This window comes from uncultured Planktomarina sp., from assembly GCA_943788425.1.
Classification (GTDB): Bacteria; Pseudomonadota; Alphaproteobacteria; order Rhodobacterales; family Rhodobacteraceae; genus Planktomarina.
Genome location: CALSQF010000006.1, coordinates 263,800 through 286,929, shown reverse-complemented (window position 1 = coordinate 286,929; position 23,130 = coordinate 263,800). Strand labels below are relative to the sequence as shown.

The following is a 23,130-nucleotide window of genomic DNA, read 5'->3' as shown; positions in this document are numbered from 1 at the left end:
TTTCGATTGACAGATCCGCTTGATGTGTCCATTCTAGTTTACATTAGATATGTCATCAAGAGATTACATTTTTGAATGGCTTTTCAATGTGAGGACGAGATCATGGGGTTTAAAACCCGAATTGAAACGGCGATATCTGACGCCGTAAACTTGGGGCAAACCGCCCCGTCCCCTGCTAAACTTGCCTCTGCATTGCATTATGCGGTCAGCCCCGGTGGCGCGCGTATTCGCCCAACCATCTTGATGAGTGTCGCCACCGCCTGCGGCGATGATCGTCCCGAATTGACCAATGCGGCCGCAGCTGCCTTAGAATGTATCCACTGCGCCTCTTTGGTGCATGATGATCTGCCATGCTTTGACAATGCCGAAACCCGGCGGGGCAAACCCTCCCTCCATCGCGCCTATGGCGAGCCACTTGCGATTTTGGCTGGCGACAGTCTCATTGTCATGGCTTTTCAAATTCTCACGCGCCACGCGTCCATAGATCTAGAGCGCGCGATTGGGTTGATGAGCATCCTGGCCGAGCAGACCGGAATGCCCAATGGCATATGCGCGGGACAGGGCTGGGAAAGTGAACAGAAAATAGATTTGCGTGCCTATCACAGAGCAAAAACTGGCGCCCTTTTCGTTGCAGCAACACAAATGGGTGCAATTGCAGCTGGCCAAGATGGCGGGCAATGGGATGAGCTGGGATCGCGCATTGGCGAAGCCTTTCAGGTGGCCGATGACCTACGCGATGCTCTTTATAGTGAGGCCGAATTGGGCAAGCCCGCCGGGCAAGACGACCTGCATGGCCGGCCAAACGCGGTTGCAGAATATGGCATCGAAGGTGCGATTTCACATATGAAAAATATTTTAGGCGGCGCAATCTCTTCGATACCATGCTGCCCCGGCGAAGCCATGTTGGCCAAAATGGTCAATGCTCAGGCTGAGATGCTAACGCCAGTGAAATGGCGCAACAAACACTCAAATCTTCACCCTGGTGAGTGATGCGCGGTGAGCGTAAGGCTGGCGCGTGGTATGGGATTTCCAGCTGGTCAAACCGTCTGATTGCTTCGCGCAGATTCCAAAAATGGGCAGCGAAAAACTTCTTGACTCGTCGGATGGTGCGACGTGAAGGCGCTGCCTTGTTTAATCTTTTAGCGGGGTTTTGCCATTCACAAGTGCTCATGGCACTGGTGCAATTCGACATCTTCAACCTCCTGTTAAAGAGCCCGAAAACACTTGAAGAGCTCGCTGAGACTTGCATGGTGCCACAGGATCGGATGACGATTTTGCTGCGGGCGGCTGTAGCCTTAAAACTGCTGCGCTCGCAGCGCGGCGGGCGCTTTGCGCTCAGCAAGACCAGCGCAGCCTTACTCGGAGTTCCAGGCCTAAGTGATATGATCCGGCACCACGATGTCCTCTATCGCGATCTGCGTGATCCAGCGGCCTTTTTCAGAGGCGATACGCAGACAGAGCTGGCCGTTTTTTGGCCTTATGTTTTTGGTGGCGAGATGGAACCGCAAACGGCCAAAACCTATTCTGACTTGATGGCTCGCAGCCAAGAATTGGTCGCAGAAGATACGATGCGCAGCCTTGATCTCTCCACCGTGGGTACCTTGCTTGATGTGGGCGGCGGCTCTGGCGCTTTTCTGGAGCAGGTCGGCCAGGCGCATCCACATGTGAAATTGATGTTGTTTGACCTGGAGCAGGTCGCACCTACCGCCGCACCGAGATTCGCAGCCGCCGGCATGGACGACCGAGCGCAGATCACCTGTGGATCATTCAAAACTGACCCAATTCCCAAAGGGGCCGATTCTATCAGCCTGATCCGAGTTTTGTACGACCACACCGATGAGACGGTGGCGATGCTTTTGGCAAAATGTTGGGACAGCCTGCCTTTGGCTGGGCGACTGTTAATCTCTGAACCCATGTCAGGGGGCGCTCACCCAGAACCGGCGGGAGATGTCTATTTCGCCCTGTATACATTGGCGATGCGCACCGGAAAAACGCGCTCAATTCAGGAAATTTCGTCGCTTTGTCGTCAAGCCGGCTTTGAGGTGACCCAGACTCCGAAACCGGCTCGCCCCTTCGTCACGCGCTGTTTAGAGGCCCGCAAGCTTGCCTTTCCATAGTTGTCAATATTAGTTGACAGTTAAATGTGTCAGTTTTAAAGTACAGTATATGAGAAATTTCAGACTGGCATGTGCCCCGTCATGAAATCCAAAGGGAGTTTTATTGTGCAGACAACTGCTGTCGTCTTAAATGGGCCCAGAGACATCCGTCTCGATACGCTCACTGTGGCTGCGCCACAGGCGAGAGATTTGGTTGTGCAAATTAAGCATTCCGGCATCTCCACAGGAACTGAAAAACTGTTTTGGTCCGGGCAAATGCCACCTTTCCCAGGCATGGGATATCCCCTTGTGCCAGGATATGAGGCAACTGGAGAAGTGGTTGAAGCGCCGCAATCCAGCGCCTTTAAAGCCGGGGATACGGTCTTTGTGCCGGGCGCCAACTGCTATGATGGCGCTTTCGGACTTTTTGGCGGTGCCGCACGTTATCTGGTCAGCAATGAAGATCGCGTTACAAAATTGGACGGGGCTATGGGCGCCGAAGGGGCTTTATTGGCCCTAGCTGCCACTGCCCGGCACGCTATGGCTGGACCTGGAAAATCCGTACCAGACTTAATCATAGGTCACGGGGTCCTAGGGCGGTTATTGGCCCGCCTCACCGTCGCCGCTGGCGCACCGCCACCAACAGTTTGGGAAATTGACCCTGCCCGCCGCATGGGCGCCAAGGGCTATAAGGTCGTGGCACCAGAAGATGATCCAAGAAAAGATTACAAATCTATCTATGATGCGTCCGGTTCCACTGATGTCCTGGCTCAATTGATTGGACGCCTGTCCAAAGGTGGCGAGATTGTCCTGGCTGGCTTTTACACCGACCCTATAAGCTTTGCCTTTCCACCAGCCTTTATGAAAGAAGCCAAATTTCGCGTGACCGCAGAATGGGACCGCGATGACCTAACCGCAACGCGTGCATTGGTTGAGAGCGGCGCTCTGAGCCTCGGCGGGTTGATCACGCATTCATCATCAGCAGCCGATGCGCCAGAGGCCTATCAATCAGCCTTTCAGGATTCGTCATGTTTGAAAATGATGCTCAATTGGGAGAAACCGTCGTGAAAGATGAAGTGCCAAATCTAAAGAATTTCGATCAGCGTTTACGAGATGAGGCCCATGAAGATATCTCTCTTGAGGTGCCTCAGGGCGAACCTACTAGCAAAACTCAAATTATCGCCATCTACGGAAAAGGCGGCATCGGCAAATCTTTCACCCTCGCCAATTTGAGCCATATGATGGCCGAGCAAGGCAAGCGGGTATTGCTGATTGGATGCGATCCGAAATCAGACACAACATCCCTGCTCTTCGGCGGTAAGGCCTGTCCTACGATCATTGAAACCTCCGGCCAAAAGAAGATTGCCGGTGAAGAAGTGAAAATTGGCGACGTGTGCTTCAAACGTGGCGGCGTGTTTGCCATGGAACTCGGCGGCCCAGAAGTTGGGCGCGGATGCGGCGGCCGAGGGATTATTCACGGATTCGAATTACTGGAAAAATTGGGGTTCCACGATTGGGACTTCGACTATGTTCTACTCGATTTCTTGGGCGACGTTGTCTGTGGCGGATTCGGCCTGCCCATCGCCCGCGATATGGCACAAAAGGTCATCCTGGTGGCATCCAATGACCTGCAATCTCTTTACGTGGCCAATAACGTTTGCTCAGCGGTTGAATATTTCCGCAAACTTGGCGGAAACGTCGGTGTCGCTGGGTTGGTTATCAACAAGGATGATGGCAGCGGTGAAGCCGCGGCCTTTGCAAAAGCCGTCGATATCCCGATTTTGGCAGCGATTCCCCAGGATGATGATCTGCGTAAAAAATCGGCAAACTATCAGATTGTCGGAACCGCTGAATCGCAATGGGGTGGCTTGTTTGGCCAGTTGGGAGAGGCCGTTGGCCTTGCGCCGCCCGTGCGCCCAACTCCTCTGGATCAAGATGGTCTTTTGAGCCTGTTTGACGCCAAAGATACGGGTGGCGATTACCAATTGGTACCCGCAACAGACATGGATATGCGCGGAAAAAAAGCCGCGCCTCGCGCTAGTTTAGAAGTGGTCTATGATGATGTCTGAGGCCGATCGCCAGGGGTTTGACGTCAGTTTCGATGCCTCCGGCACACTGCAAGTCATTGAAGCCAGCGCAGCGTCCAAGGCTGTGGCGGCCGAGGGCGGATGCTCCGCTGGGGTAGATACGCTTCAGGCGGCTGCGCGCGCAGCCGGCAAATCAGAAATTCTCGACCAATACGCTAAAGATTACCCACAGGGACCTCACGAAAAACCACAAAGCATGTGCCCTGCCTTCGGGTCACTGCGGGTCGGCCTGCGCATGAAACGCACGTCAACAATATTAAGCGGATCAGCCTGCTGCGTTTATGGTTTGACATTTGTGTCACATTTCTATGGGGCACGGCGCTCAGTGGGCTATGTGCCGTTCAATTCGGAAACTCTGGTCACAGGCAAGCTGTTTGAAGACATTCGAGAGGCGGTGCATGACATCGCAGATCCCGAAAAGCTTGATGCAATCATTGTCACGAATTTATGTGTACCGACTGCCTCTGGTGTGCCATTACGTCTCTTACCAGAACAGATCAATGGCGTGCGCATTGTTGGCATTGATGTGCCAGGCTTTGGCATTCCAACCCATGCAGAGGCAAAGGATGTGCTGTCTGGTGCTATGCTGAACTATGCCCGCAAAGAGATTGCAGCTGGGCCCGTGCCGATGCCTGCCATGGGCAAATCGGATCGACCCACGGTAAGCCTGCTGGGTGAAATGTTCCCAGCTGATCCTATGGTCATTGGACAAATGCTGGCGCCGCTCGGTCTGGCCGCAGGCACTGTTGTTCCATGTCGCGAATGGCGCGAACTTTATTCCGCTTTGGACTGCGGGGCGGTGGCGGCCATTCACCCATTTTACACCGCTAGCATCCGTGAATTTGAAGCCGCAGGTCGCCCTATTATAGGCTCAGCACCCGTCGGCACCGAAGGCACAGCTGCCTGGCTGGCGGCGATTGGCGCAGCTTTTGCGCTGCCAGCGGATGTCATTGCAGCGGCACAAAACCAATTTGTGCCTCAAATTCGCCAAGCCCTAAAACAAGCACAGATCAAAGGCACAATAACCCTATCAGGCTATGAGGGCAGTGAGCTTTTGGTGGCCCGCCTGCTGATCGAAAGCGGCGCAGATGTTCCCTATGTGGGCACGGCCTGTCCAAAAACACCTTGGTCGGCACAGGATGCCGAATGGCTGGAATCACACGGGGTAAAAGTCAAATTCCGCGCCTCATTGGAAGATGATTGCGCCGCCATGGAAGCCATTCATCCAGACCTGGCCATTGGCACAACTCCGGTTGTCCAGAAGGGTAAGGAGCTGGGAATACCCTCGCTTTATTTCACAAATTTGATTTCTGCACGCCCCTTGATGGGTGCTGCAGGCGCGGGCTCATTGGCGCAGGTGATCAATGCAGCCATGGGGAACAAAGCGCGTATGGATCACATGCGTTCCTTCTTTGAGGGTGTGGGCCGAGGCGATACCAGCGGAATTTGGGAAGGCAAACCCAACCTGCAACCTAATTTCCGAGCGGTGAATCTCAAAAAGCTTGAGAAAAAAGCCCGTGCGGCCAAAGCGGCGGAGATGATTTAATGCTGGTGCAAGATCATGACCGTGCAGGAGGCTATTGGGGCGCTGTTTATGCGTTCTGCGCCACCAAAGGCTTGCAAGTCATCATCGATGGCCCGGTCGGTTGTGAAAACCTACCTGTCACCTCAGTTCTTCATTACACTGACGGACTGCCCCCACATGAATTGCCCATCGTCGTCACTGGATTGGGCGAGGAAGAAATGGGGTCAGGGACCGAAGACTCCATGAAGCGCGCTTGGGATGTGCTGGATCCAGCCTTACCTGCAGTGGTGGTCACCGGCTCAATTTCGGAGATGATTGGCGGCGGAGTCACACCGCAAGGCACCAATATTCAAAGGTTCCTTCCCCGCACGATTGATGAAGATCAATGGCAAACAGCCGATCGTGCGATGACATGGATTTTTAGCGAATTTGGTATGACAAAAGGCCGAATGCCACCCGAGAAAAAGCGCGAGGAAGGTGCGGCGCCAAGGGTCAATATCTTAGGGCCCATGTATGGTGCATTTAATATGCCATCAGATCTTGCTGAGATAAGGCGCTTGGTCGAAGGAATTGGTGCAGAGATCAATATGGTAATGCCACTTGGTGCACATATCGCCGAAATGCGCGGTCTGGTAAATGCCGATGTAAATATTTGCATGTACAGGGAATTTGGCCGAGGGCTTTGTGAGGTGCTCAACAAACCCTATCTTCAAGCCCCTATCGGAATTGAGTCTACCACGAAATTTCTGCGCAGCTTGGGGGAACTTCTGGAGCTGGATCCGGAACCCTTTATAGAGCAGGAAAAGCATTCCACCATCAAGCCAGTTTGGGACCTATGGCGCTCGGTGACACAGGACTTTTTCGCCACCGCCTCTTTCGCCATTGTGGCCAATGACACCTATACACGCGGCATTCAAAACTATCTTGAAACCGATCTTGGCTTGCCCTGCGCCTTTGCCGTCTCGCGACAGCGCGGCCAGAAGACAGATAATGACTCAGTGCGCGCCCTTATGCATGAGAAAAAACCCCTGCTGGTTTTGGGCTCGATCAATGAGAAAATGTATCTGGCCGAAATGAAGGCCGGCTTTGGTCCTGCGCCTTCGTTCATTCCCGCCTCTTTTCCAGGCGCGGCCATTCGCCGGGCAACTGGCACACCTTTTATGGGTTATGCCGGTGCGACCTATCTGTTGCAGGAAGTTTGCAACAGCCTGTTTGATGCCTTGTTTCACATCCTGCCTCTGGGCACAGAAATGGATGCCACGCCGGCCACACCCACCACGCTGCGCCGCGATTTCCCATGGGATGCGGATGCGCAGTCGGCCTTGGACGCGATTGTTGCCTCACACCCAATACTTACAAGAATTTCCGCCGCCAAAACTCTGCGAGATGCTGCCGAAAAGAGCGCCCTCGAAAATGGTGAAGAGCGGGTTTTACTGGAGACCGTAAAAAGCCTTCAGCCAATTTCAGGAGGAATATCATGACTGACTTTGCAAATGAAATGTCTGGACTGTCAAAGCAATCCAGACGTCTTCGGCACTCAAAAAATGAATACCGCGTCTATCTTGCGTTGATTTTTTTGGCCGCTTTGCCGTTTTGCACCGTGATTTGGGCCTATCGCCTGATCCGGCACATGACGCTGCCCACGCTGGGTCCGGTTCAAAGCGCGATCAGCGAAGCGCGCACCATCACACCACGTATTTTCCAAACGTAGGTAAGAGATTCTCCGCGCCCAACGGCCCGGGGTCAAAGATCCGCTCTTCCGCATGGGGCAGTGGAATTAAGGCAGGGGGTGTGCCCTTGTTGTAACCCGGCTGCAGGGGCCTTGCAGCGTCAGTACATATTTTCAGGAGAAGAAAATGGCTGATAAAAATGACCTAAGTTTCACAGGTCTTACAGATGAACAAGCGCAGGAATTGCACTCAGTTTATATGAGCGGATTAACGATCTTCGCGACCGTTGCTATCGTAGCTCACGTGCTGACGTACATAAAACTGCCTTGGTTTGCTTGGTAAAGGGAGAGTATAGAACATGGCACAGTTTTACAAAATCTGGCTGATATTCGACCCGCGTCGCGTCTTCGTGGCTCAGGGTGTTTTCCTTTTCTTGCTCGCAGCAATGATTCACCTCGTTCTGCTTAGCAACGATGCAACCAACTGGTTTAGCCTCGCTTTTGGCGGCTAACGGGCTGTTCAAAATAACGCTTTGGGCGGCGTGTTTATCCCTCCGGCCAAAGCAAACAGATGAGATTGAAACATAGCTGCGCATCTAAGGCAGCCCAAATGTTTAAGAGGGAGAAAGAAGATGGCATTGCTCAGCTTCGAAAGAAAATACCGCGTTCGAGGTGGAACGCTGGTTGGGGGTGATCTGTTCGATTTCTGGATTGGTCCCTTCTATGTCGGCTTTTTCGGTGTCACGACGATCTTTTTCGCCGCGCTTGGCACATTGTTGATATTTTATAGTGCCGCTTTGGGAGACACATGGAATCCTTGGTTGATTTCAGTCAATCCACCCGCCATTGAAGTTGGCCTGGGCGTCGCACCTTTGGCAGAAGGCGGCCTTTGGCAAGCAATCACCATCTGCGCGACATTTGCTTTTCTGAGCTGGATGATGCGAGAAGTAGAAATCTGCCGCAAACTAGGCATGGGCTTGCATGTGCCTTTCGCCTTTGGTGTTGCCATCCTTGCCTATGTTACTCTGGTGATCATTCGGCCTGTGCTCTTGGGCGCTTGGGGCCATGGATTTCCCTATGGCATCTTTAGCCATCTCGATTGGGTTAATAACGTAGGATACGCCTATGGCAACTTCCACTATAACCCCGCGCACATGATTGCGATCACCTTCTTTTTCACCACCTGCTTTGCTTTGGCACTGCATGGCTCGCTAGTCCTATCGGCTGTAAACCCTGGCAAGGGCAAAACAATTGGCACGCCTGATCACGAAGACACCTACTTCCGCGATTTAATTGGCTACTCCATTGGGCCCTTAGGCATTCACCGCCTTGGTCTTTTGCTGGCACTCAGTGCTGTTATTTGGAGCGCAATCTGCATCGTAATTTCCGGCACGATTTGGTTTGATAGCTGGAGCTCATGGTGGGATTGGTACGCTGAATTGCCCTGGTGGGCGGATCTTTAAGGGGGACTGAAACATGGAATATCAAAATATTTTCACACAGGTTCAAGTGCAAGGTCCTCCCGAAATGGGCATGGACCCTACAGGAGACATCGCTCGTGAACGAACAAAAAAGGCTAGTTTTTCGAAATTAGCTGGCATTTTGGGCAATGCGCAATTGGGTCCACTGCATCTGGGCATGTTCGGCGTGGTATCACTGGCGACCGGTCTGCTTTGGTTCTTTATTGTTGGCCTGAATTTCTGGGCACAAGCGGATTATTCTCCGGCTGTCTTCATTCGCGATCTGTTCTGGTTCTCACTTGAACCACCTTCAGAAGAATATGGTCTTGGCATGGCGCCTTTGAATGAAGGTGGCTGGTGGTTAATTTCCTCCTTCTTCTTGCTGGTCTCAGTCATCTCTTGGTGGATCCGCACCTATCTGCGCGCCGAAGAGCTGGGCCTTGGGAAACATGTCAGCTGGGCCTTTGCCTCTGCCATCTGGCTGTTTTTGGTTCTAGGTCTGATCCGCCCGCTTATGATGGGTTCTTGGTCAGAAGCGGTGCCTTATGGGATCTTCTCACATCTCGATTGGACAAACCTATTTTCACTGACCTATGGCAACCTGTTCTATAACCCATTCCACGCACTCTCGATCGCCTTTCTATACGGCTCTGCCCTATTGTTCGCCATGCATGGCGCCACAATCTTGGCCGTATCACGTTACGGCGGCGAGCGGGAAATTGAACAAATCGTGGATCGGGGTACTGCCTCAGAACGCGCGGCGCTCTTCTGGCGCTGGACCATGGGCTTCAACGCGACCATGGAAGGTATTCACCGCTGGGCGTGGTGGTTTGCAGTCCTGACAACTTTAACAGGCGGTATTGGTATTTTGCTCACAGGTACCGTGGTCGACAATTGGTATGTCTGGGCACAAGACCACGGCTATGCGCCGCTGGATTGATCTTAAGCATAGGGGAAACGGATTATGAGTGATCATCAAGACTATCTCGGAACTGGGAGTGACACAAAATTTCGGCTGCGCGCAGATGTGCTGATGCTGATGTTGAAAGGCGCAGGATACGCAGCTGTGTTTTGTCTGGTGCTCTGGTTTGGACTTATGGTGCTGTATTGGATCGGCCAAGCCTTGCCAGAAGAATCGCGCGACACGCCCGATCCTGGCCAGGCATTTTTGCAACAGCCGTATATCCACACCAAACAAGTATAAGAATTTCCCCAAGCGCTCCGGCGCTTGGGGATCCGAATTCCAGATATCTCAGTCCCTGAATATCTGGAAGCATCGGGATGCAGCATCCTGATATTTCCTGTTGGCTACAGGGGGCAGGTGACTTCTGAACTCAGAGTCGCCTGCACCTGGCCAACAGGGCCAACACGCCAAGATAAGGATCAACCATGCCCTCTTTGCTTGACGAGATAACAACGCCCTCAGATCTCAAGACCCTGAGCGACCAACAACTGGCACAGCTGGCAGATGAATTGAGAGTTGATGTGATCGAAGCCGTATCACGCACTGGCGGACATCTGGGGTCGTCGCTCGGCGTGGTCGAGCTGACCGTGGCGCTGCATGCCGTATTCGACACCCCACAGGACAAGTTGATCTGGGACGTGGGACATCAATGCTATCCCCATAAAGTTTTAACAGGCCGCCGCGCAGGCATGAAAACTCTGCGCCAAGAAGGTGGGCTATCAGGCTTCACCAAACGGAGCGAGTCGCCCTATGATCCCTTTGGCGCCGCCCATTCCTCGACCTCCATCTCTGCCGCTCACGGCTTCACCGTAGCCCGTGATCTTGGACAAGATACCGGCGACGCCATCGCCGTCATTGGCGATGGGTCGATCAGCGCTGGCATGGCCTATGAAGCGCTCAATAACGCCGGGGCTGAAGGCCGGCGGATGTTTGTTATCCTCAATGATAATGAAATGAGCATCGCGCCTCCGGTAGGGGCTATGTCAAAGTATATGTCGGGACTGGCGGACACTGCGCTCGCGCAGCTCAATGCCTTTGGCCAGGACATCGAAACCGTTCTGCCGGGCCCTATGCGTGATCACGCACGTCGCGCCCGCCAATTGGTGACTGGTGCAGCCGCATCACAGGGCACAATATTTGAGAAACTAGGTTTTGAATACATCGGCCCCATTGATGGCCATGATATGAGTCAACTTCTATCCGTTTTGCGAGCTGCAAGAACCCGCGCCAAAGGTCCAGTTTTGATTCATTGCTGTACAGTGAAGGGCAAGGGTTATGCGCCAGCAGAAACCTCTGCTGATAAATATCACGGGGTGGCAAAGTTTGACGTTGCCAGCGGCGCACAAATGAAATCAGGTGCCAATGCCCCCAGCTATACCACTGTCTTCGGTCAAACTCTGACTAAATTGGCACAAAAAGACTCCAAAATTGTTGGCATCACGGCAGCAATGCCCTCCGGTACGGGCCTCGATATTTTTGCCCAGCATTTTGCAGACCGCATGTTTGATGTGGGGATTGCCGAGCAACATGGTGTCACCTTCGCTGCTGGTTTGGCTGCCAGTGGCCTCAAACCCTTTTGCGCAATCTATTCAACCTTTTTGCAGCGCGGCTATGATCAAATTGTCCATGACGTCGCGCTCCAAAATTTACCCGTGCGCTTTGCCATAGACCGAGCAGGATTGGTCGGTGCGGATGGGGCGACTCATGCCGGCGCCTTTGATATCGGCTTTTTGACGGCCTTGCCTAATATGGTGGTTATGGCAGCAGCTGATGAGGCGGAGCTGGTGCATATGATTACAACCGCCGCCGCCCATGACACGGGTCCCATCGCCTTTCGCTACCCCCGCGGCACAGGCACGGGCGTCAGCATTCCAGAAAAAGGTGAACTGCTGCAAATTGGTAGAGGACGCATTGTTCGCCCGGGTGCAGATATCGCTTTACTGTCCTTCGGCGGGCATCTGGCTGAGGCACTGAAAGCAGCAGACCTAATCTCGGCACAGGGCATCAATGCGACAGTAGCGGATGCGAGGTTCGCAAAACCCTTAGATCACGCGCTGATTTCCAAATTGGCCAAAACCCATAAGGTGCTCATCACCATTGAACAGGGCGCGCAGGGCGGTTTTGGGGCCATGGTGCTGCACTATCTAGCCGATACCGGCCTGCTCGACGGGCCATTGGCCGTGCGCAGCATGACATTGCCAGATCGGTTTATTGATCAGGCCGCTCCAGATGCGATGTATGCGGATGCAGGATTAACCGCGACAGATATCGCAGCCACGGCCTTACAGGCCCTCAGACGCACGCCTATCTCAGTCTGATTATGAAGGGCTGTAGGCCTATGTATCAAAAATTAGATCACTGTGTTGCGTCATGTAAATATGCAGCCATGGGGTAAATGCGGTCGGATTGCGATCCAGCTCTTGGCGCAAATCTTGGCGGGTCACCCATTTCACCGCCTGAACCTCACTCGGGTTGAGTGCTATTGGCAGTGAAAAATTGGCTTGGGCCACATAGACTTGCACCACTTCATGTTCAATCAAGCCATTCCCGACCTCCGCACGGTATTCCACCTCCCCACGGGGCTCGAGATCAAGGCCTGTAATGCCCAATTCCTCATTCAATCGCCGCCGCGCGCAGATCAGCGGATCTTCTTCCCAATGTGGATGGGTGCAACAGCTATTCGCCCACATACCAGGTGTGTGATATTTGCCTAAGGCCCGCTGCTGGATCAAAATGTGATCCTCTGCCATTACAAAAATAGACACCGCCCGATGTTTAAGTCCCATTTTATGGGCCATCAATTTTTCAACCGGTTGCAGCGCACCATCTTGCCATGCAGGGATCATGATCGTCATCAGACACGATCTTCCGAAATAAGCCGGGTCAAATGCGCCAAATTTTTCAAACCAATCTTCAAATGCGCCATGGGTCGGGCCGCAACCAAGCGTTTGTTCATATAGGCTTCAAATGTCAGTTTTTGCACATCTATATCGTGGCACAGGGACACAAAACGCTCACGGCGCTCATCGCTGCGATAGTAGGCATTTTGCATGGCGCCTAAGACTTTGAAGACGCTTTTATGTTCGCGCATAAACAGCTTGCGCGCCAATTGCAGATCTTTTGCCCGCCCGGTGGTCAAAAAGGCGCTGGCGGCCGTAGCGGCCACCCGACCGCCAACCATTGCGTAATAGATGCCCTCACCGGAAGACGGCGCAACCACCCCGGCCGCATCCCCAGCCAAAACCACATCAGCGCCATTGTCCCAACGATCTAAAGGACGCAAAGGAATGGGCGCTCCCTCACGCCTGATCGTCTTGCAATCGCTCAATCCGTGCGCAGCACGCAGCTCCGCTGTGGCCTGTTTCAAATCCACACCCTCAATACCGGTGCCCATTCCAACACTGGCAGATTTTCCATGGGGAAAGACCCACCCGTAGAAATCGGGGGATATAGCCCCGTCATAGATAACGTCGCATCTTGTCGGATTATAAGTCAGGCCCTCAAGCGGGGCTTCGATGATTTCGTGATAGGCGATTACATAGGGAATCTTATCACCATTGGGGACTTCTGACTTGGCCACTTTTGAGCGCGCGCCGTCGGCACCAATGATGATTTTGCACGCCAAAGACCGCTCCTCACCACTGTCCTTATCGCGATAGATCACAGAGGGATGGTCCGCATTTCGCTCAATACGCAAAAAGGTGCCGGTCAACCAAATTGCCCCAGCCCCTTGCGCTCGGTGGCGCAGAAACGGGTCAAAATGCTCGCGATCAACCATGCCAACAAAACCATTCTCAATGGGAATATCGACCCTGCGCTGCGTTGGAGAGATCATCCGTGCGGTATTGATTCGCGCTACAATTTGCGAGCTGGGAATTAAGAAGTCCTCAATGAGGCGCGGTGGTATTGCGCCGCCACAGGGCTTAATGCGACCTTCACGATCCAACAAAGCGACCTTATGACCTGAGCGCGCCAAATCTTCAGCCGCTGTTGCCCCTGACGGGCCTCCACCGATCACAACAACATCAAACATAGTTATTCTCCTGCGACTAAATTGGGGGGCAAAGGCTGCCCTTTGTGCTCAATAACCCGCATCGCCATGAGGGCGGCGGCAAAAAACAGAGCGGCTTCGAAGATGAAAACCGCACCAAAAGCGGGACCATCCGCAAAAAAGCTGCGCGTGATATCAACCAAGACTGCGCCCGTAAGACCGCCGAAACCTGCGGCAATAGCCTGCGCCGCACCCCACAGCCCCATGCGGGTGCCCTCACGTTGACCGCGGCCCTCTGAACTGGAGGCAAGTGCCATCATGGCACTGATGGCCGATACAGCGAACATGCCGTTAAAGAACCCAAGGGCCACCACAAGATACGTAAAATTCAGCACTTTCGACATCAGTCCTGACAAACAAATCAGCAGCAAAACCGCGCCCGACCCGTAGCATCCACTCATGACCCATCTGCGCAGCGATCCAATTTTGAAACCCGTGGCCATGATGCCAACGGTGAGCATCCCAACAAAGACCCCACCGTTTTGCGCGCCACTGAGAGATGTTGACTGTCCCGGTGTGAAGCCAAAAACCAATCCCGCGTAAGGCTCAAGGATCAATTCCTGCATGAAATACGCATTCATAGACAAAAAGACGAAAATTGTAAAATTCCGCGTTTTGGATTCGGCCCACAACTCTCGCAAAGCTTCTTGAAACGTATTATTCGGTTCTGAGGCTCGTGAACTGACCGCACGCTCGATGTTCCAAATGGCCAGAACCGTCACCAAAATGGCCAGTAGGGCGATCACGGATACGACCGTCATGAGCCGCTGAGGGGAATAGGGATCCAAGAACTGCCCCGCCACACCTGCCGTAAGCGCTATGCCAAAAATCATCATCAGCCAAGTGATCGTCGCCGCAGCCGCGCGTCGATCTGCAGCCGTTGCAGTGGCCAGAAGAGCCAATAGCGATGTACCCGAAGCTCCAACACCGATGCCGATCAGCCCATAGGACACAATCGAGGCGATAAGCGCGAGCCAATAGTGCACAGCAAATAAGGTCACGGCATAAGTGGCGCCAACGCCGCCCAGCGCCAGGGTCATCATTCCGCCAATAATCCAACGAGTCCGATTGCCGCCCACATCCGACCGGAATCCCCAACGCGGGCGCGACAATTGAATTCCATAATGCAAGCCGACCAAAGCACCCGGCAACAGCGCTGGCAGCGAAAATTCAACCACCATTAAGCGATTGAGTGTGGAAGTGGTCAGAACTACGATGGACCCCAGGGCCATTTGCACCAATCCTAAGCGGAAAATTTGGCTCCAAGACAGGCTCATAGCAAACCTCGCACGGCGATGGCGCTGATCATCATGCCCGAGACATACATAGACACGCCAGTAGCGTTATACCATGGCGCACGCGCCTTCGGATCTGTCAGCATAACCCGCATCGCCCAGAATTGCGCCGCAAGCAGCACCGCAATGATTGCCGCGAACACAGGCCGTTCCCACAAGATCAACAGAGCAATTATGGCCCCTTGGGGCCCGCCCATAATCCAACAGGCCAGCCGCGCGGCGCGGTCGGAACCCAACGTCACCGGCAATGAGTTAATGCCCAATTGGCGGTCCCCTTCGGTTGCCTTAAAGTCGTTCAATGTCATGATCCCATGGGCACCCAACGCATAAAGTCCTGCTAGAAGAATAATCCGCCAATCGGGAGCGCCAGCCGATAAAACCGCCGCTCCAGTAAACCAAGGCAATCCCTCATAGCAAAGCCCCACCAAACCGGGCCCCCACCAGCCAGAAGTTTTAAGCCGCAGGGGCTCTGCAGAATAGGCCCAAGCTGCAAGCACGCCAAAGACGGTGGCCAAGAATCCCCAAGGCCCCAATTGATATCCAACCAAAAGTGACAGCACGGACATCGCCCAAGCGATCCACAATCCCCATTTTCCCGGAATGCGGCCGGACGGGATGGGACGATCGGGTTCATTGATGGCGTCTACATGCCGATCACACCAATCATTTGCCGCCTGACTCATGCCGCAAACAATAGGACCCGCAAGAATAAGGCCCAAAACGATCAAAACCCAATGGCCCGAAAAAGAGGTGCCAGAAGAGACAACTCCACATAAGAAAGCCCACATCGGCGGGAACCAGGTGATAGGCTTGAGCAAGCGCAACATGGCCATCGGCTCAGGCAGTCGCCGTGGCTCTATGGGAATATATTCTGTCATAGTGTAATTTTAGACTTACACTTAACTCCACATCAAGTGTAAAGTTATATTTACGGACGCGGGTTTCTGTTTCGTTAAATACTCGCGACAAATGGTCTTTACCCAAACTAGAAGCACACTAGGTATTTGTTGAGAAAAGGAGTGAGAACGAATGAAAACAATGAAAATGGCCCTACTGGGATTGTTGATGACAGCCGGTCCAGCGCTTGCGGGCGGCCACGCATCCGGGGACGCTGCTGCGGGTGAAACGGTTTTTAAGAAATGCAAAGCATGTCACGCGATCGTCGCAGATGATGGAACAGTGATTGTCAAAGGCGGAAGGAACGCGCCTAACCTATATGGCATCTATGACCGCCAGGCAGCCGTGCATCCTGATTTCAAAAAGTACGGCAAATCATTGGTCGCCGCTGGCGCTCAAGGCCTGATTTGGAATGAAGCCGACTTTGTCGCCTACGTTGCAGATCCCAAAAAGTTTCTAAAGACATATTTAGACGACAAAAAAGCGAAGTCCAAAATGGCCTTCAAGCTGAAAGATGCAGACGATCAGGCCAATGTTTGGGCCTATCTTGTGTCAGTCGCAGAATAGCCTGACCTAATTTCCAGAATGACTTGAGGCCCTTCAACATTGAAGGGCCTTTTTGTTACATGGACCGCACGGTATCTATCATCAATTGAACATTGTCCGGATCCGCATCCGGGGTGATACCATGGCCCAAATTAAAGATATGCGGGCCCTTGGATAGGGCGCCTGCAATACGTTTGGTTTCGGCGACCAGCGCCGCCCCACCCGTCACCATGTGTGAGGAGGCAAGATTGCCCTGCACGCAGCCCGCAGATTGCAAATTATCTGCAACCCATTGAGCGTCGATACCATCGTCAAAAGCAATACAATCTGCACCAATCAAGCGATGCAGACCTGCATATTTCTCACCGGCACCTCGCGGAAAGGCTATGATTGGAACATTGGGGAATTTGGCCTTTAATGTGGCCGTGATACGACGCATGGGCTCGATGGAATATTTCATGAAATCTTCGCCCTTGAGCGATCCGGCCCAGCTGTCAAAGAGTTTTACAACTTCCGCACCCGCATCAATCTGCGCGCTGAGGTAGTGGATTGTGCCCTCGGTGATCAAATCAATCAACGCCACAAAAACAGCTGGATTTTCAGTCTTCAAACGATGCGCCGGTCCTTGGTCTGGTGTGCCTTGCCCCGCAATCATATAGGTCGCCACCGTCCAGGGTGACCCAGCAAATCCTATCAATGTAGTGGCCTCTGGCAATTCTTCAGACAAAATTTTCACTGTCTTATAAATCGGTGCCAGATGTGCGTGAATGTCAGTTGCCGGTTTCAATTTTGCATAATCTTCTTGCGTGGTCACGGTCGACAAACGCGGGCCTTCCCCTGTTACAAACCACAGGTCCGCACCCAGAGCCTGGGGCAGCAACAAAATATCCGCAAACAATATCGCGGCGTCAAAACCGTAGCGCCGTATAGGTTGAAGAGTGACCTCCGCTGCCAATTCTGAGTTGTAGCACAGCGAAAGAAAATCGCCGGCTTGCGCGCGGGTTGCACGATATTCGGGAAGATAGCGGCCCGCTTGGCGCATCATCCAAATAGGAGCCGTTGGAAGTGTTTCTCCTGCCAGAGCGCGCAAGATTACTTTCCTTGATGTCATAGTCGTATTCCCAGATATTTCTTTGCAACATTATGCACAGCATCAGTTCATAGAAGCAAGAGTTGTCAGGCCAAGTTTACATGTTTAGGGATAGGACATGACTTATACATTACCCACTCCGAAGACCCCGCTCAATATCGGCACCCGAGGCTCCCCCTTGGCGCTGGCCCAAGCCTATGAAACACGCGCACGTCTGGCCAAGGCTTTTGACCTGCCACTGGACGCCTTTGAGATTGTCGTCATCATGACCACGGGAGATCGAATCACCGATCGTCCACTGAAGGAAATTGGTGGTAAAGGGCTATTCACGCGCGAAATCGAGCAAGCCATGCTGGATGGATCCATCGACATCGCCGTGCATTCCATGAAAGATATGCCGGTTCAGCAACCAGAAGGTCTGGTGTTGGACACCTATTTGCCACGCGAAGATGTACGCGATGCCTTTATTTCCCTGTCAGGCGGCGCATTGCGCGATTTATCTGCCGGTGCAGTGGTGGGCACCTCGAGCCTGAGACGTCAGGCACAACTCAAATTGCGGCGCCCAGATCTGCAGATCGTAGAATTTCGTGGCAACTTGCAAACACGGCTCAAGAAGCTTGAAAATCAAGTGGCAGAAGCAACCTTTCTCGCCATGGCCGGGCTCAAGCGATTGAAAATGGAAGAGGTGCCACGCCAAGCGATTGAAGTGGACGACATGTTGCCCGCCGTGGCGCAGGGAGCCATTGGCATTGAGCGGCGCATCAATGACATGCGCATGGCCGATATGCTCGCCGCTATTCATGACCACGAGACCGGACAGCGTTTGGCTGCGGAGCGCGCATTTCTTGCAGCATTGGACGGCTCTTGTGAGACACCAATTGCCGGGCTTTCTGAACTTCAGGGCACCACGATGAGGCTGCGTGGCGAAGTGCTTCGGCCCGATGGTTCCGATGCCATTCAGGACGATATGATCATGCCAATCGAAGATGGCGCGCAAGCCGGGCAAGAAATGGCGGCAAAGCTCCTTGAGCGAGCGGGTGAGGGATTCTTTGACTGGCGAGAGAGTTAAACCCACTCCAAACGTCTTGCTCTTCGGCGCGACAGGCACGGCGGGACAAGGGGTGTGCCGCGCGCTGCATCGCGCAGGATATATGGTCACCTGCGTTCTGCGTGACGGCCAGAGTTCGCCCAATGCGGCACAGTCTTTGCATGCCGATATTACCCAGCCTATGCCGCAAATACTTGGCCAGTTCGATGCCGTCATCTCCTGCGTTGCCTCCCGCAGTGGCGGCCGCGCAGATGCCTGGGCAATTGACCACACCGCACAGATGAACATTCTAGAGGTGGCGCAAAGGTTGCAAGCGAAGCAATTTATTTTGCTCTCGGCAATATGCGTCCAAAATCCAAAACTGCCATTTCAATTCGCCAAGCTCACCTTCGAAAAAGCATTGATGGCCTCGGGTCTCACCTATTCCATCGTACGACCGACGGCTTTCTTCAAATCTCTCTCTGGTCAAATCCCGCGGCTGCGCAATGGGAAGGCATTTTTGGTCTTTGGGAATGGTAAGCTCACCGCCTGCAAACCCATCAGCGACGATGATCTGGGCAATTTCATGGTCGATTGCATCACCAACCCGGCCAAACACAATAAAATCCTGCCCATCGGCGGCCCCGGCCCTGCCATCACGCCGCGCGATCAAGCACAGGCCCTGTTTGGTTTACTGGGGCGACCTGTAAAATTACGCCGGGTGCCAGTTGCCCTGTTGCGTATCATCAGCGGCGGGTTGCGCCTAGCTGGTGTCTTGATTCCAGTCGCACAGCGAAAGGCCGATCTCGCCGAAATCGGGCTATATTACGCAACCGAATCAATGCTGGTCTGGAACGGCCCAGAGCAGGGCTATTCGGAAGAGAACACGGCCTCAACCGGAACAGAACATTTGTTTGATCACTATGCAAAAGTCATGCGCTCTGGCGCCGACGTTCCTCGAGGAGACCACTCGGTCTTTTAAGCAACCGCATGGGCAATCGCGCATTGCTTCCATAACGATTCAAGTGCCTCAACCAAATAGGCAATATCAGCGTCTGAATGAAGCGGTGATGGGGTGAAGCGCAAACGTTCCGTGCCTTTTGGAACGGTTGGATAATTGATCGGCTGCACGTAGATGCCCCATTCATCCATTAAATAATCTGCGAGCATTTTGGTCTTCACCGGATCTTTAATCATCACCGGCACAATGTGGCTTTGATTTTCTAAATGTGGAATGCCAGCACGACTCAAGCCAGCCCGCAGTTTAGCAACCTGTTGACGTTGACGCTGACGCTCATTGTTGGATGTCTTCAAATGCTTGATAGACACCCGCGCCGCTGCTGCAACAGCCGGGGGCAAAGCTGTCGTAAAGATGAAACCAGAAGCAAAACTGCGAATGAAATCACACAAGACAGATGATCCGGTGATATATCCCCCAACCACGCCATAGGCTTTTCCCAAAGTGCCCTCGATCAGTGTAATCCGATCCATCAAACCTTCTTGCTCGGCGATCCCTCCGCCCCGTGGTCCATAAAGCCCGACCGCATGGACCTCATCAAGATAGGTCATTGCGCCATATTTCTCCGCCACTTCAACAATCTGACGTATTGGTGCAATGTCCCCATCCATCGAATAGACCGACTCAAAGGCCACTATTTTTGGCGCATCTGCCGGAAGCGCCGCCAATTTGGCCTCAAGATCTTTCACATCATTATGGTTCCAAATGACCTTTTGAGCACGCGAATGGCGAATGCCCTCAATCATCGAGGCGTGATTGCCGGCGTCGCTCAAAATGATACAACCCTCAAGCCGGCTCCCCAGCGTGCTCAACGCCGCCCAATTGGAGACGTAGCCAGAGGTGAACAGCAAGGCTGCTTCTTTGTTATGCAGATCTGCCAATTCCCGCTCAAGCAATAGGTGATCATGATTTGTCCCTGAAATATTGCGTGTGCCGCCGGCGCCGGTGCCGCTGCGCGTGACAGCCTCGCACATCGCCTCAATCACCACCGGATTTTGTCCCATGCCGAGGTAATCATTGGAGCACCAGACCGTCACGTCTTGCACCTTGCCACCGTGGTGACTGGCTGCATGAGGAAACTTGCCGCATTTGCGCTCTAATTCGGCAAAATAGCGATAATTGCCTTCAGATTTCAACGTGTCGATTTGAGCTTGAAAAAGGGCGTTAAAGTTCATGGGATTGTCCTGTCTTAGTGTTCGTAGAAAGTGCGGGAAGCATCCAGCGCCAAAGCTTTGCATCGGGCAATGGAATGACCATCAACCAATGTTCCAGCGTGGCCAAAGCACACAGTGCAAAGAGCAAAGCATGTCCAATCTGTGCCTCCACCGTGCTGGCGGAAAACAGCGCTAAACCGAGGGCAGCAGTGACCAGACTAAGCCCAGTTATCCCAAGACCAAAAACCATGGTCACCGGGCCTTGCTTGAAATATGATGTGAGGTGCAGCAGCGGTTGGGGGATGAATTCAAGATTGATGCGCGGCACGCCAAAAAACAAATTAAGTTTGGCGGAAATGCGCGCTGCAAAAAGGATAAAATAGGCCCAAAATCCAAGCGGATTTGCTGCATCAAACGCGATGAACGCCATGAGAACCAGGCCGCTGAGCAAAAGGGCTTCGTGGTGGCTGACGGTCTGCCAGGCCCTCCGGAATCTGGCCCAGCCCCGAAGCGATTTCGGGCAAGAGTTCCGCAAGGGGCCAGTGATGACCCCAGATAAAAACGCCAGCTCAATCCAACCCCAAATGAGCAAGACTGAGAAAAATGAGATATAGATATTTGCCACGGTCAAAGAGGCGGCGGAGATCACCGCTCCGAAAATGCCCAGCGCTAAGAGTGGCACGCCCCATACGACAGACGCCCCATGGGCCGTCGCACCAGCCACGTCCTTGCGCCGCACAATCAGCAAAATAATCCCGGTGAAGAACCACCAGGAAAAAATTGCGATGAGCGCTGCTATCCAGGGCGATCCGATCATCAGTAAGTCGGCTCCATCCGCGTGCTGGTCGGAACCCTATGGGTCTTAGCGGGGATGGTGAATACGGAGACAAAAGCCGTCGCAGCCTTAACCATTCCGCCCAATCGGCTCATCATACCACCCAGGCCCCCACGAGCTTTTGCGGCGGCAATTTGCCGAGATGCTGCCTCCATCCGATCGAGGTTTTTACGCCAGCGCGGGTGATCGATATCTAATGTCATTGGAAAAATTTGTTTGGATATCTCAGAGGTTTTGCGAAACACCTCTTGGCCGTACCAGGTGACATCGACGCCCAGAGCCTCATGAAACAACGGCCGCTGATGGTCCCGCACCCACATGGTGGAATAAACCGCGGTGAGGAAAAACTTGATCCACAGTTTATTGCCAAAACTTTCAGTCAATTTAGGATCAGATTTCATCAAAAGCGCAAAGGCTTCCCCATGGCTAAACTCATCGTTGCACCACTCGCGAAACCATTTGAAAATAGGATGAAACCGCAGTTCCGGGTTCTCTTCGAGGTGCCGGTAGATGGTTATATAGCGGGCATAGCCAATCTTCTCCGATAAATAGGTAGCGTAATAGATAAATTTTGGGCGGAAATACGTGTATTTCTTCTGCTGAGTCAAAAAGCCCAAATTTACCCGAACCCCGGCTTCACGCAGTGCATCATTGATAAATCCAGCATGGCGCGCCTCATCCCGTGCCATCAATTGAAACAGGGTTGTGATGTCCTCATTCGAACCGCGACGCTTCATCTCTTTGTACAAAACGCAGCCAGAGAATTCGGCGGTGCAAGATGAAATAAGAAAATCGATGAACTCCGCCTTCAGCGCCGGCTCCATCCCCTCCCAATCAACAGTGTCCCACTCTTCATTCTTTTTGAAATGCCCCTTGTTCGGATCGGATTTCATTTGCGTAATCAAGCGGTCCCAGTCTTCACGCACCGAGCTGACATCAACCGCATCCATTTCGGCAAAGTCAGTTGTGTAAAAGCGCGGCGTGAGCAGCGTGTTTTGCATTGCCACCTCTGTGGCTTTTTCAGATGTCATTGGATCATCAAGCGCATCTTGTGCGGCAATTGCCTCTTCAGCGGTATTGGCAAAAGCAGAATGTGTTGGCGCATTCATGACAATACTCCCTCCGAAAAAGAAAATTCGCACAGCTCCATAAATTCAAAATCGCCCGTCGAGCGCGTCCAGAGCCGTTCAATTTTTGAGGCCCGGGTGATCGTAGCGATGCGTTGTTCCTCAACGCAGACACCATAGGGCGCCATGATTTCTGGCCCTTCCACTTGAACGCTGTCTCCTGGATGCACCACGGCACCATTGTTAAATTTCACATGAGCAGAAAGCTCCTCAAACCGATGTGAAATCGTCACGGTGCAGGGTGCGGTCTCTTTTGATCTCGTAAATAATCCCATCTTCTGTCCCCTTG

At 53.1% G+C, this 23,130-nt stretch carries 25 protein-coding genes; 16 read left to right on the top strand and 9 right to left on the bottom strand.

From position 1 onward, the window contains the following. Positions 1-102 precede the first annotated feature (102 nt). From ABLW18_RS07105 to dxs, 13 genes are all read left to right on the top strand, one after another. On the top strand, positions 103-990 hold the full coding sequence (locus tag ABLW18_RS07105; RefSeq protein WP_347824132.1) for a polyprenyl synthetase family protein: 888 nt from the start codon (positions 103-105) through the stop codon (positions 988-990). A 137-nt stretch (positions 991-1,127) separates the two neighbouring features. Next, the gene (locus tag ABLW18_RS07100; protein ID WP_347824131.1) at positions 1,128-2,117 is read left to right on the top strand and encodes a methyltransferase; all 990 of its coding nucleotides are present in this window, start codon (positions 1,128-1,130) and stop codon (positions 2,115-2,117) included. Positions 2,118-2,222: 105 nt separating this feature from the next. Then, positions 2,223-3,164 (top strand): chlorophyll synthesis pathway protein BchC, encoded by a 942-nt coding sequence (gene bchC, locus ABLW18_RS07095; protein ID WP_347824130.1) that lies wholly within the window; start codon positions 2,223-2,225, stop codon positions 3,162-3,164. After that, positions 3,161-4,165, top strand: coding sequence for a chlorophyllide a reductase iron protein subunit X (locus tag ABLW18_RS07090; RefSeq protein WP_347824361.1), 1,005 nt, complete (start codon positions 3,161-3,163; stop codon positions 4,163-4,165). Before bchC ends, ABLW18_RS07090 begins: the two co-directional genes overlap by 4 nt. Then, on the top strand, positions 4,155-5,729 hold the full coding sequence (gene bchY / locus ABLW18_RS07085) for a chlorophyllide a reductase subunit Y (protein WP_347824360.1): 1,575 nt from the start codon (positions 4,155-4,157) through the stop codon (positions 5,727-5,729). The genes ABLW18_RS07090 and bchY overlap by 11 nt, the downstream gene beginning before the upstream one ends. Further along, positions 5,729-7,189, top strand: a complete 1,461-nt coding sequence (gene bchZ / locus ABLW18_RS07080) for a chlorophyllide a reductase subunit Z (protein WP_347824129.1) — start codon at positions 5,729-5,731, stop codon at positions 7,187-7,189. Before bchY ends, bchZ begins: the two co-directional genes overlap by 1 nt. After that, positions 7,186-7,419 (top strand): cytochrome PufQ, encoded by a 234-nt coding sequence (gene pufQ / locus ABLW18_RS07075; protein WP_347820854.1) that lies wholly within the window; start codon positions 7,186-7,188, stop codon positions 7,417-7,419. The genes bchZ and pufQ overlap by 4 nt, the downstream gene beginning before the upstream one ends. Before the next feature lie 145 nt (positions 7,420-7,564). Continuing rightward, positions 7,565-7,720 carry a light-harvesting antenna LH1, beta subunit gene (pufB, locus tag ABLW18_RS07070; RefSeq protein WP_347820855.1) on the top strand — a complete coding sequence of 52 codons (156 nt, stop codon included), beginning with the start codon at positions 7,565-7,567 and terminating at the stop codon, positions 7,718-7,720. Between the two features lie 16 nt (positions 7,721-7,736). Continuing rightward, entirely contained in the window at positions 7,737-7,889 is a 153-nt protein-coding gene (gene pufA / locus ABLW18_RS07065) for a light-harvesting antenna LH1, alpha subunit (protein ID WP_044051007.1), read from the top strand. Between the two features lie 120 nt (positions 7,890-8,009). Continuing rightward, positions 8,010-8,840 (top strand): photosynthetic reaction center subunit L, encoded by an 831-nt coding sequence (gene pufL / locus ABLW18_RS07060; RefSeq protein WP_044051008.1) that lies wholly within the window; start codon positions 8,010-8,012, stop codon positions 8,838-8,840. Positions 8,841-8,853: 13 nt separating this feature from the next. Next, positions 8,854-9,777 carry a photosynthetic reaction center subunit M gene (pufM, locus tag ABLW18_RS07055; RefSeq protein WP_347824128.1) on the top strand — a complete coding sequence of 308 codons (924 nt, stop codon included), beginning with the start codon at positions 8,854-8,856 and terminating at the stop codon, positions 9,775-9,777. Positions 9,778-9,801: 24 nt separating this feature from the next. Continuing rightward, positions 9,802-10,041 carry an RC-LH1 core complex protein PufX gene (gene pufX, locus ABLW18_RS07050; protein ID WP_347824127.1) on the top strand — a complete coding sequence of 80 codons (240 nt, stop codon included), beginning with the start codon at positions 9,802-9,804 and terminating at the stop codon, positions 10,039-10,041. A 185-nt stretch (positions 10,042-10,226) separates the two neighbouring features. Next, positions 10,227-12,119: a 1-deoxy-D-xylulose-5-phosphate synthase gene (gene dxs, locus ABLW18_RS07045; protein ID WP_347824126.1), complete on the top strand. Its 1,893-nt coding sequence runs from the start codon at positions 10,227-10,229 to the stop codon at positions 12,117-12,119. Between the two features lie 18 nt (positions 12,120-12,137). Here the strand turns inward: dxs and idi are convergent, their stop codons facing one another. Genes idi through chlG form a run of 4 tightly spaced genes read right to left on the bottom strand, consistent with a single transcriptional unit; the run spans position 12,138 to position 16,025 of the window. Continuing rightward, complete coding sequence (idi, locus tag ABLW18_RS07040; RefSeq protein WP_347824125.1) at positions 12,138-12,656, bottom strand: isopentenyl-diphosphate Delta-isomerase; 519 nt, start codon at positions 12,654-12,656, stop codon at positions 12,138-12,140. Continuing rightward, positions 12,656-13,834, bottom strand: coding sequence for a geranylgeranyl diphosphate reductase (locus tag ABLW18_RS07035; protein ID WP_347824124.1), 1,179 nt, complete (start codon positions 13,832-13,834; stop codon positions 12,656-12,658). The genes idi and ABLW18_RS07035 overlap by 1 nt, the downstream gene beginning before the upstream one ends. 2 nt (positions 13,835-13,836) lie before the next feature. Then, the gene (locus ABLW18_RS07030; RefSeq protein ID WP_347824123.1) at positions 13,837-15,129 is read right to left on the bottom strand and encodes a BCD family MFS transporter; all 1,293 of its coding nucleotides are present in this window, start codon (positions 15,127-15,129) and stop codon (positions 13,837-13,839) included. Then, a complete protein-coding gene (gene chlG / locus ABLW18_RS07025) occupies positions 15,126-16,025 on the bottom strand; it encodes a chlorophyll synthase ChlG (RefSeq protein ID WP_347824122.1) in 900 nt (299 codons plus the stop codon). Before chlG ends, ABLW18_RS07030 begins: the two co-directional genes overlap by 4 nt. Before the next feature lie 151 nt (positions 16,026-16,176). Here chlG and ABLW18_RS07020 point away from each other — a divergent pair, with 151 nt between their 5' ends. Beyond that, positions 16,177-16,611: a c-type cytochrome gene (locus ABLW18_RS07020; protein WP_347824121.1), complete on the top strand. Its 435-nt coding sequence runs from the start codon at positions 16,177-16,179 to the stop codon at positions 16,609-16,611. A 55-nt stretch (positions 16,612-16,666) separates the two neighbouring features. Here the strand turns inward: ABLW18_RS07020 and hemE are convergent, their stop codons facing one another. Beyond that, positions 16,667-17,701: a uroporphyrinogen decarboxylase gene (gene hemE / locus ABLW18_RS07015; protein WP_347824120.1), complete on the bottom strand. Its 1,035-nt coding sequence runs from the start codon at positions 17,699-17,701 to the stop codon at positions 16,667-16,669. A gap of 97 nt (positions 17,702-17,798) precedes the next feature. Here hemE and hemC point away from each other — a divergent pair, with 97 nt between their 5' ends. Both hemC and ABLW18_RS07005 read left to right on the top strand, forming a co-directional pair. Then, complete coding sequence (gene hemC / locus ABLW18_RS07010; protein ID WP_347824119.1) at positions 17,799-18,749, top strand: hydroxymethylbilane synthase; 951 nt, start codon at positions 17,799-17,801, stop codon at positions 18,747-18,749. After that, the gene (locus ABLW18_RS07005; protein ID WP_347824118.1) at positions 18,730-19,689 is read left to right on the top strand and encodes an NAD(P)H-binding protein; all 960 of its coding nucleotides are present in this window, start codon (positions 18,730-18,732) and stop codon (positions 19,687-19,689) included. The genes hemC and ABLW18_RS07005 overlap by 20 nt, the downstream gene beginning before the upstream one ends. Here the strand turns inward: ABLW18_RS07005 and hemA are convergent. The 4 genes from hemA to ABLW18_RS06985 are packed head-to-tail and all read right to left on the bottom strand — an operon-like array spanning position 19,686 to position 23,116. Next, the gene (hemA, locus tag ABLW18_RS07000; protein ID WP_347824117.1) at positions 19,686-20,900 is read right to left on the bottom strand and encodes a 5-aminolevulinate synthase; all 1,215 of its coding nucleotides are present in this window, start codon (positions 20,898-20,900) and stop codon (positions 19,686-19,688) included. The two genes, ABLW18_RS07005 and hemA, sit on opposite strands and share 4 nt — an antisense overlap. Continuing rightward, positions 20,890-21,696: a putative photosynthetic complex assembly protein PuhE gene (gene puhE / locus ABLW18_RS06995; protein WP_347824116.1), complete on the bottom strand. Its 807-nt coding sequence runs from the start codon at positions 21,694-21,696 to the stop codon at positions 20,890-20,892. The genes hemA and puhE overlap by 11 nt, the downstream gene beginning before the upstream one ends. After that, the gene (gene acsF / locus ABLW18_RS06990) at positions 21,696-22,823 is read right to left on the bottom strand and encodes a magnesium-protoporphyrin IX monomethyl ester (oxidative) cyclase (RefSeq protein WP_347824115.1); all 1,128 of its coding nucleotides are present in this window, start codon (positions 22,821-22,823) and stop codon (positions 21,696-21,698) included. The genes puhE and acsF overlap by 1 nt, the downstream gene beginning before the upstream one ends. Next, positions 22,820-23,116, bottom strand: a complete 297-nt coding sequence (locus ABLW18_RS06985) for a hypothetical protein (RefSeq protein WP_347824114.1) — start codon at positions 23,114-23,116, stop codon at positions 22,820-22,822. The genes acsF and ABLW18_RS06985 overlap by 4 nt, the downstream gene beginning before the upstream one ends. Positions 23,117-23,130: the final 14 nt, after the last annotated feature.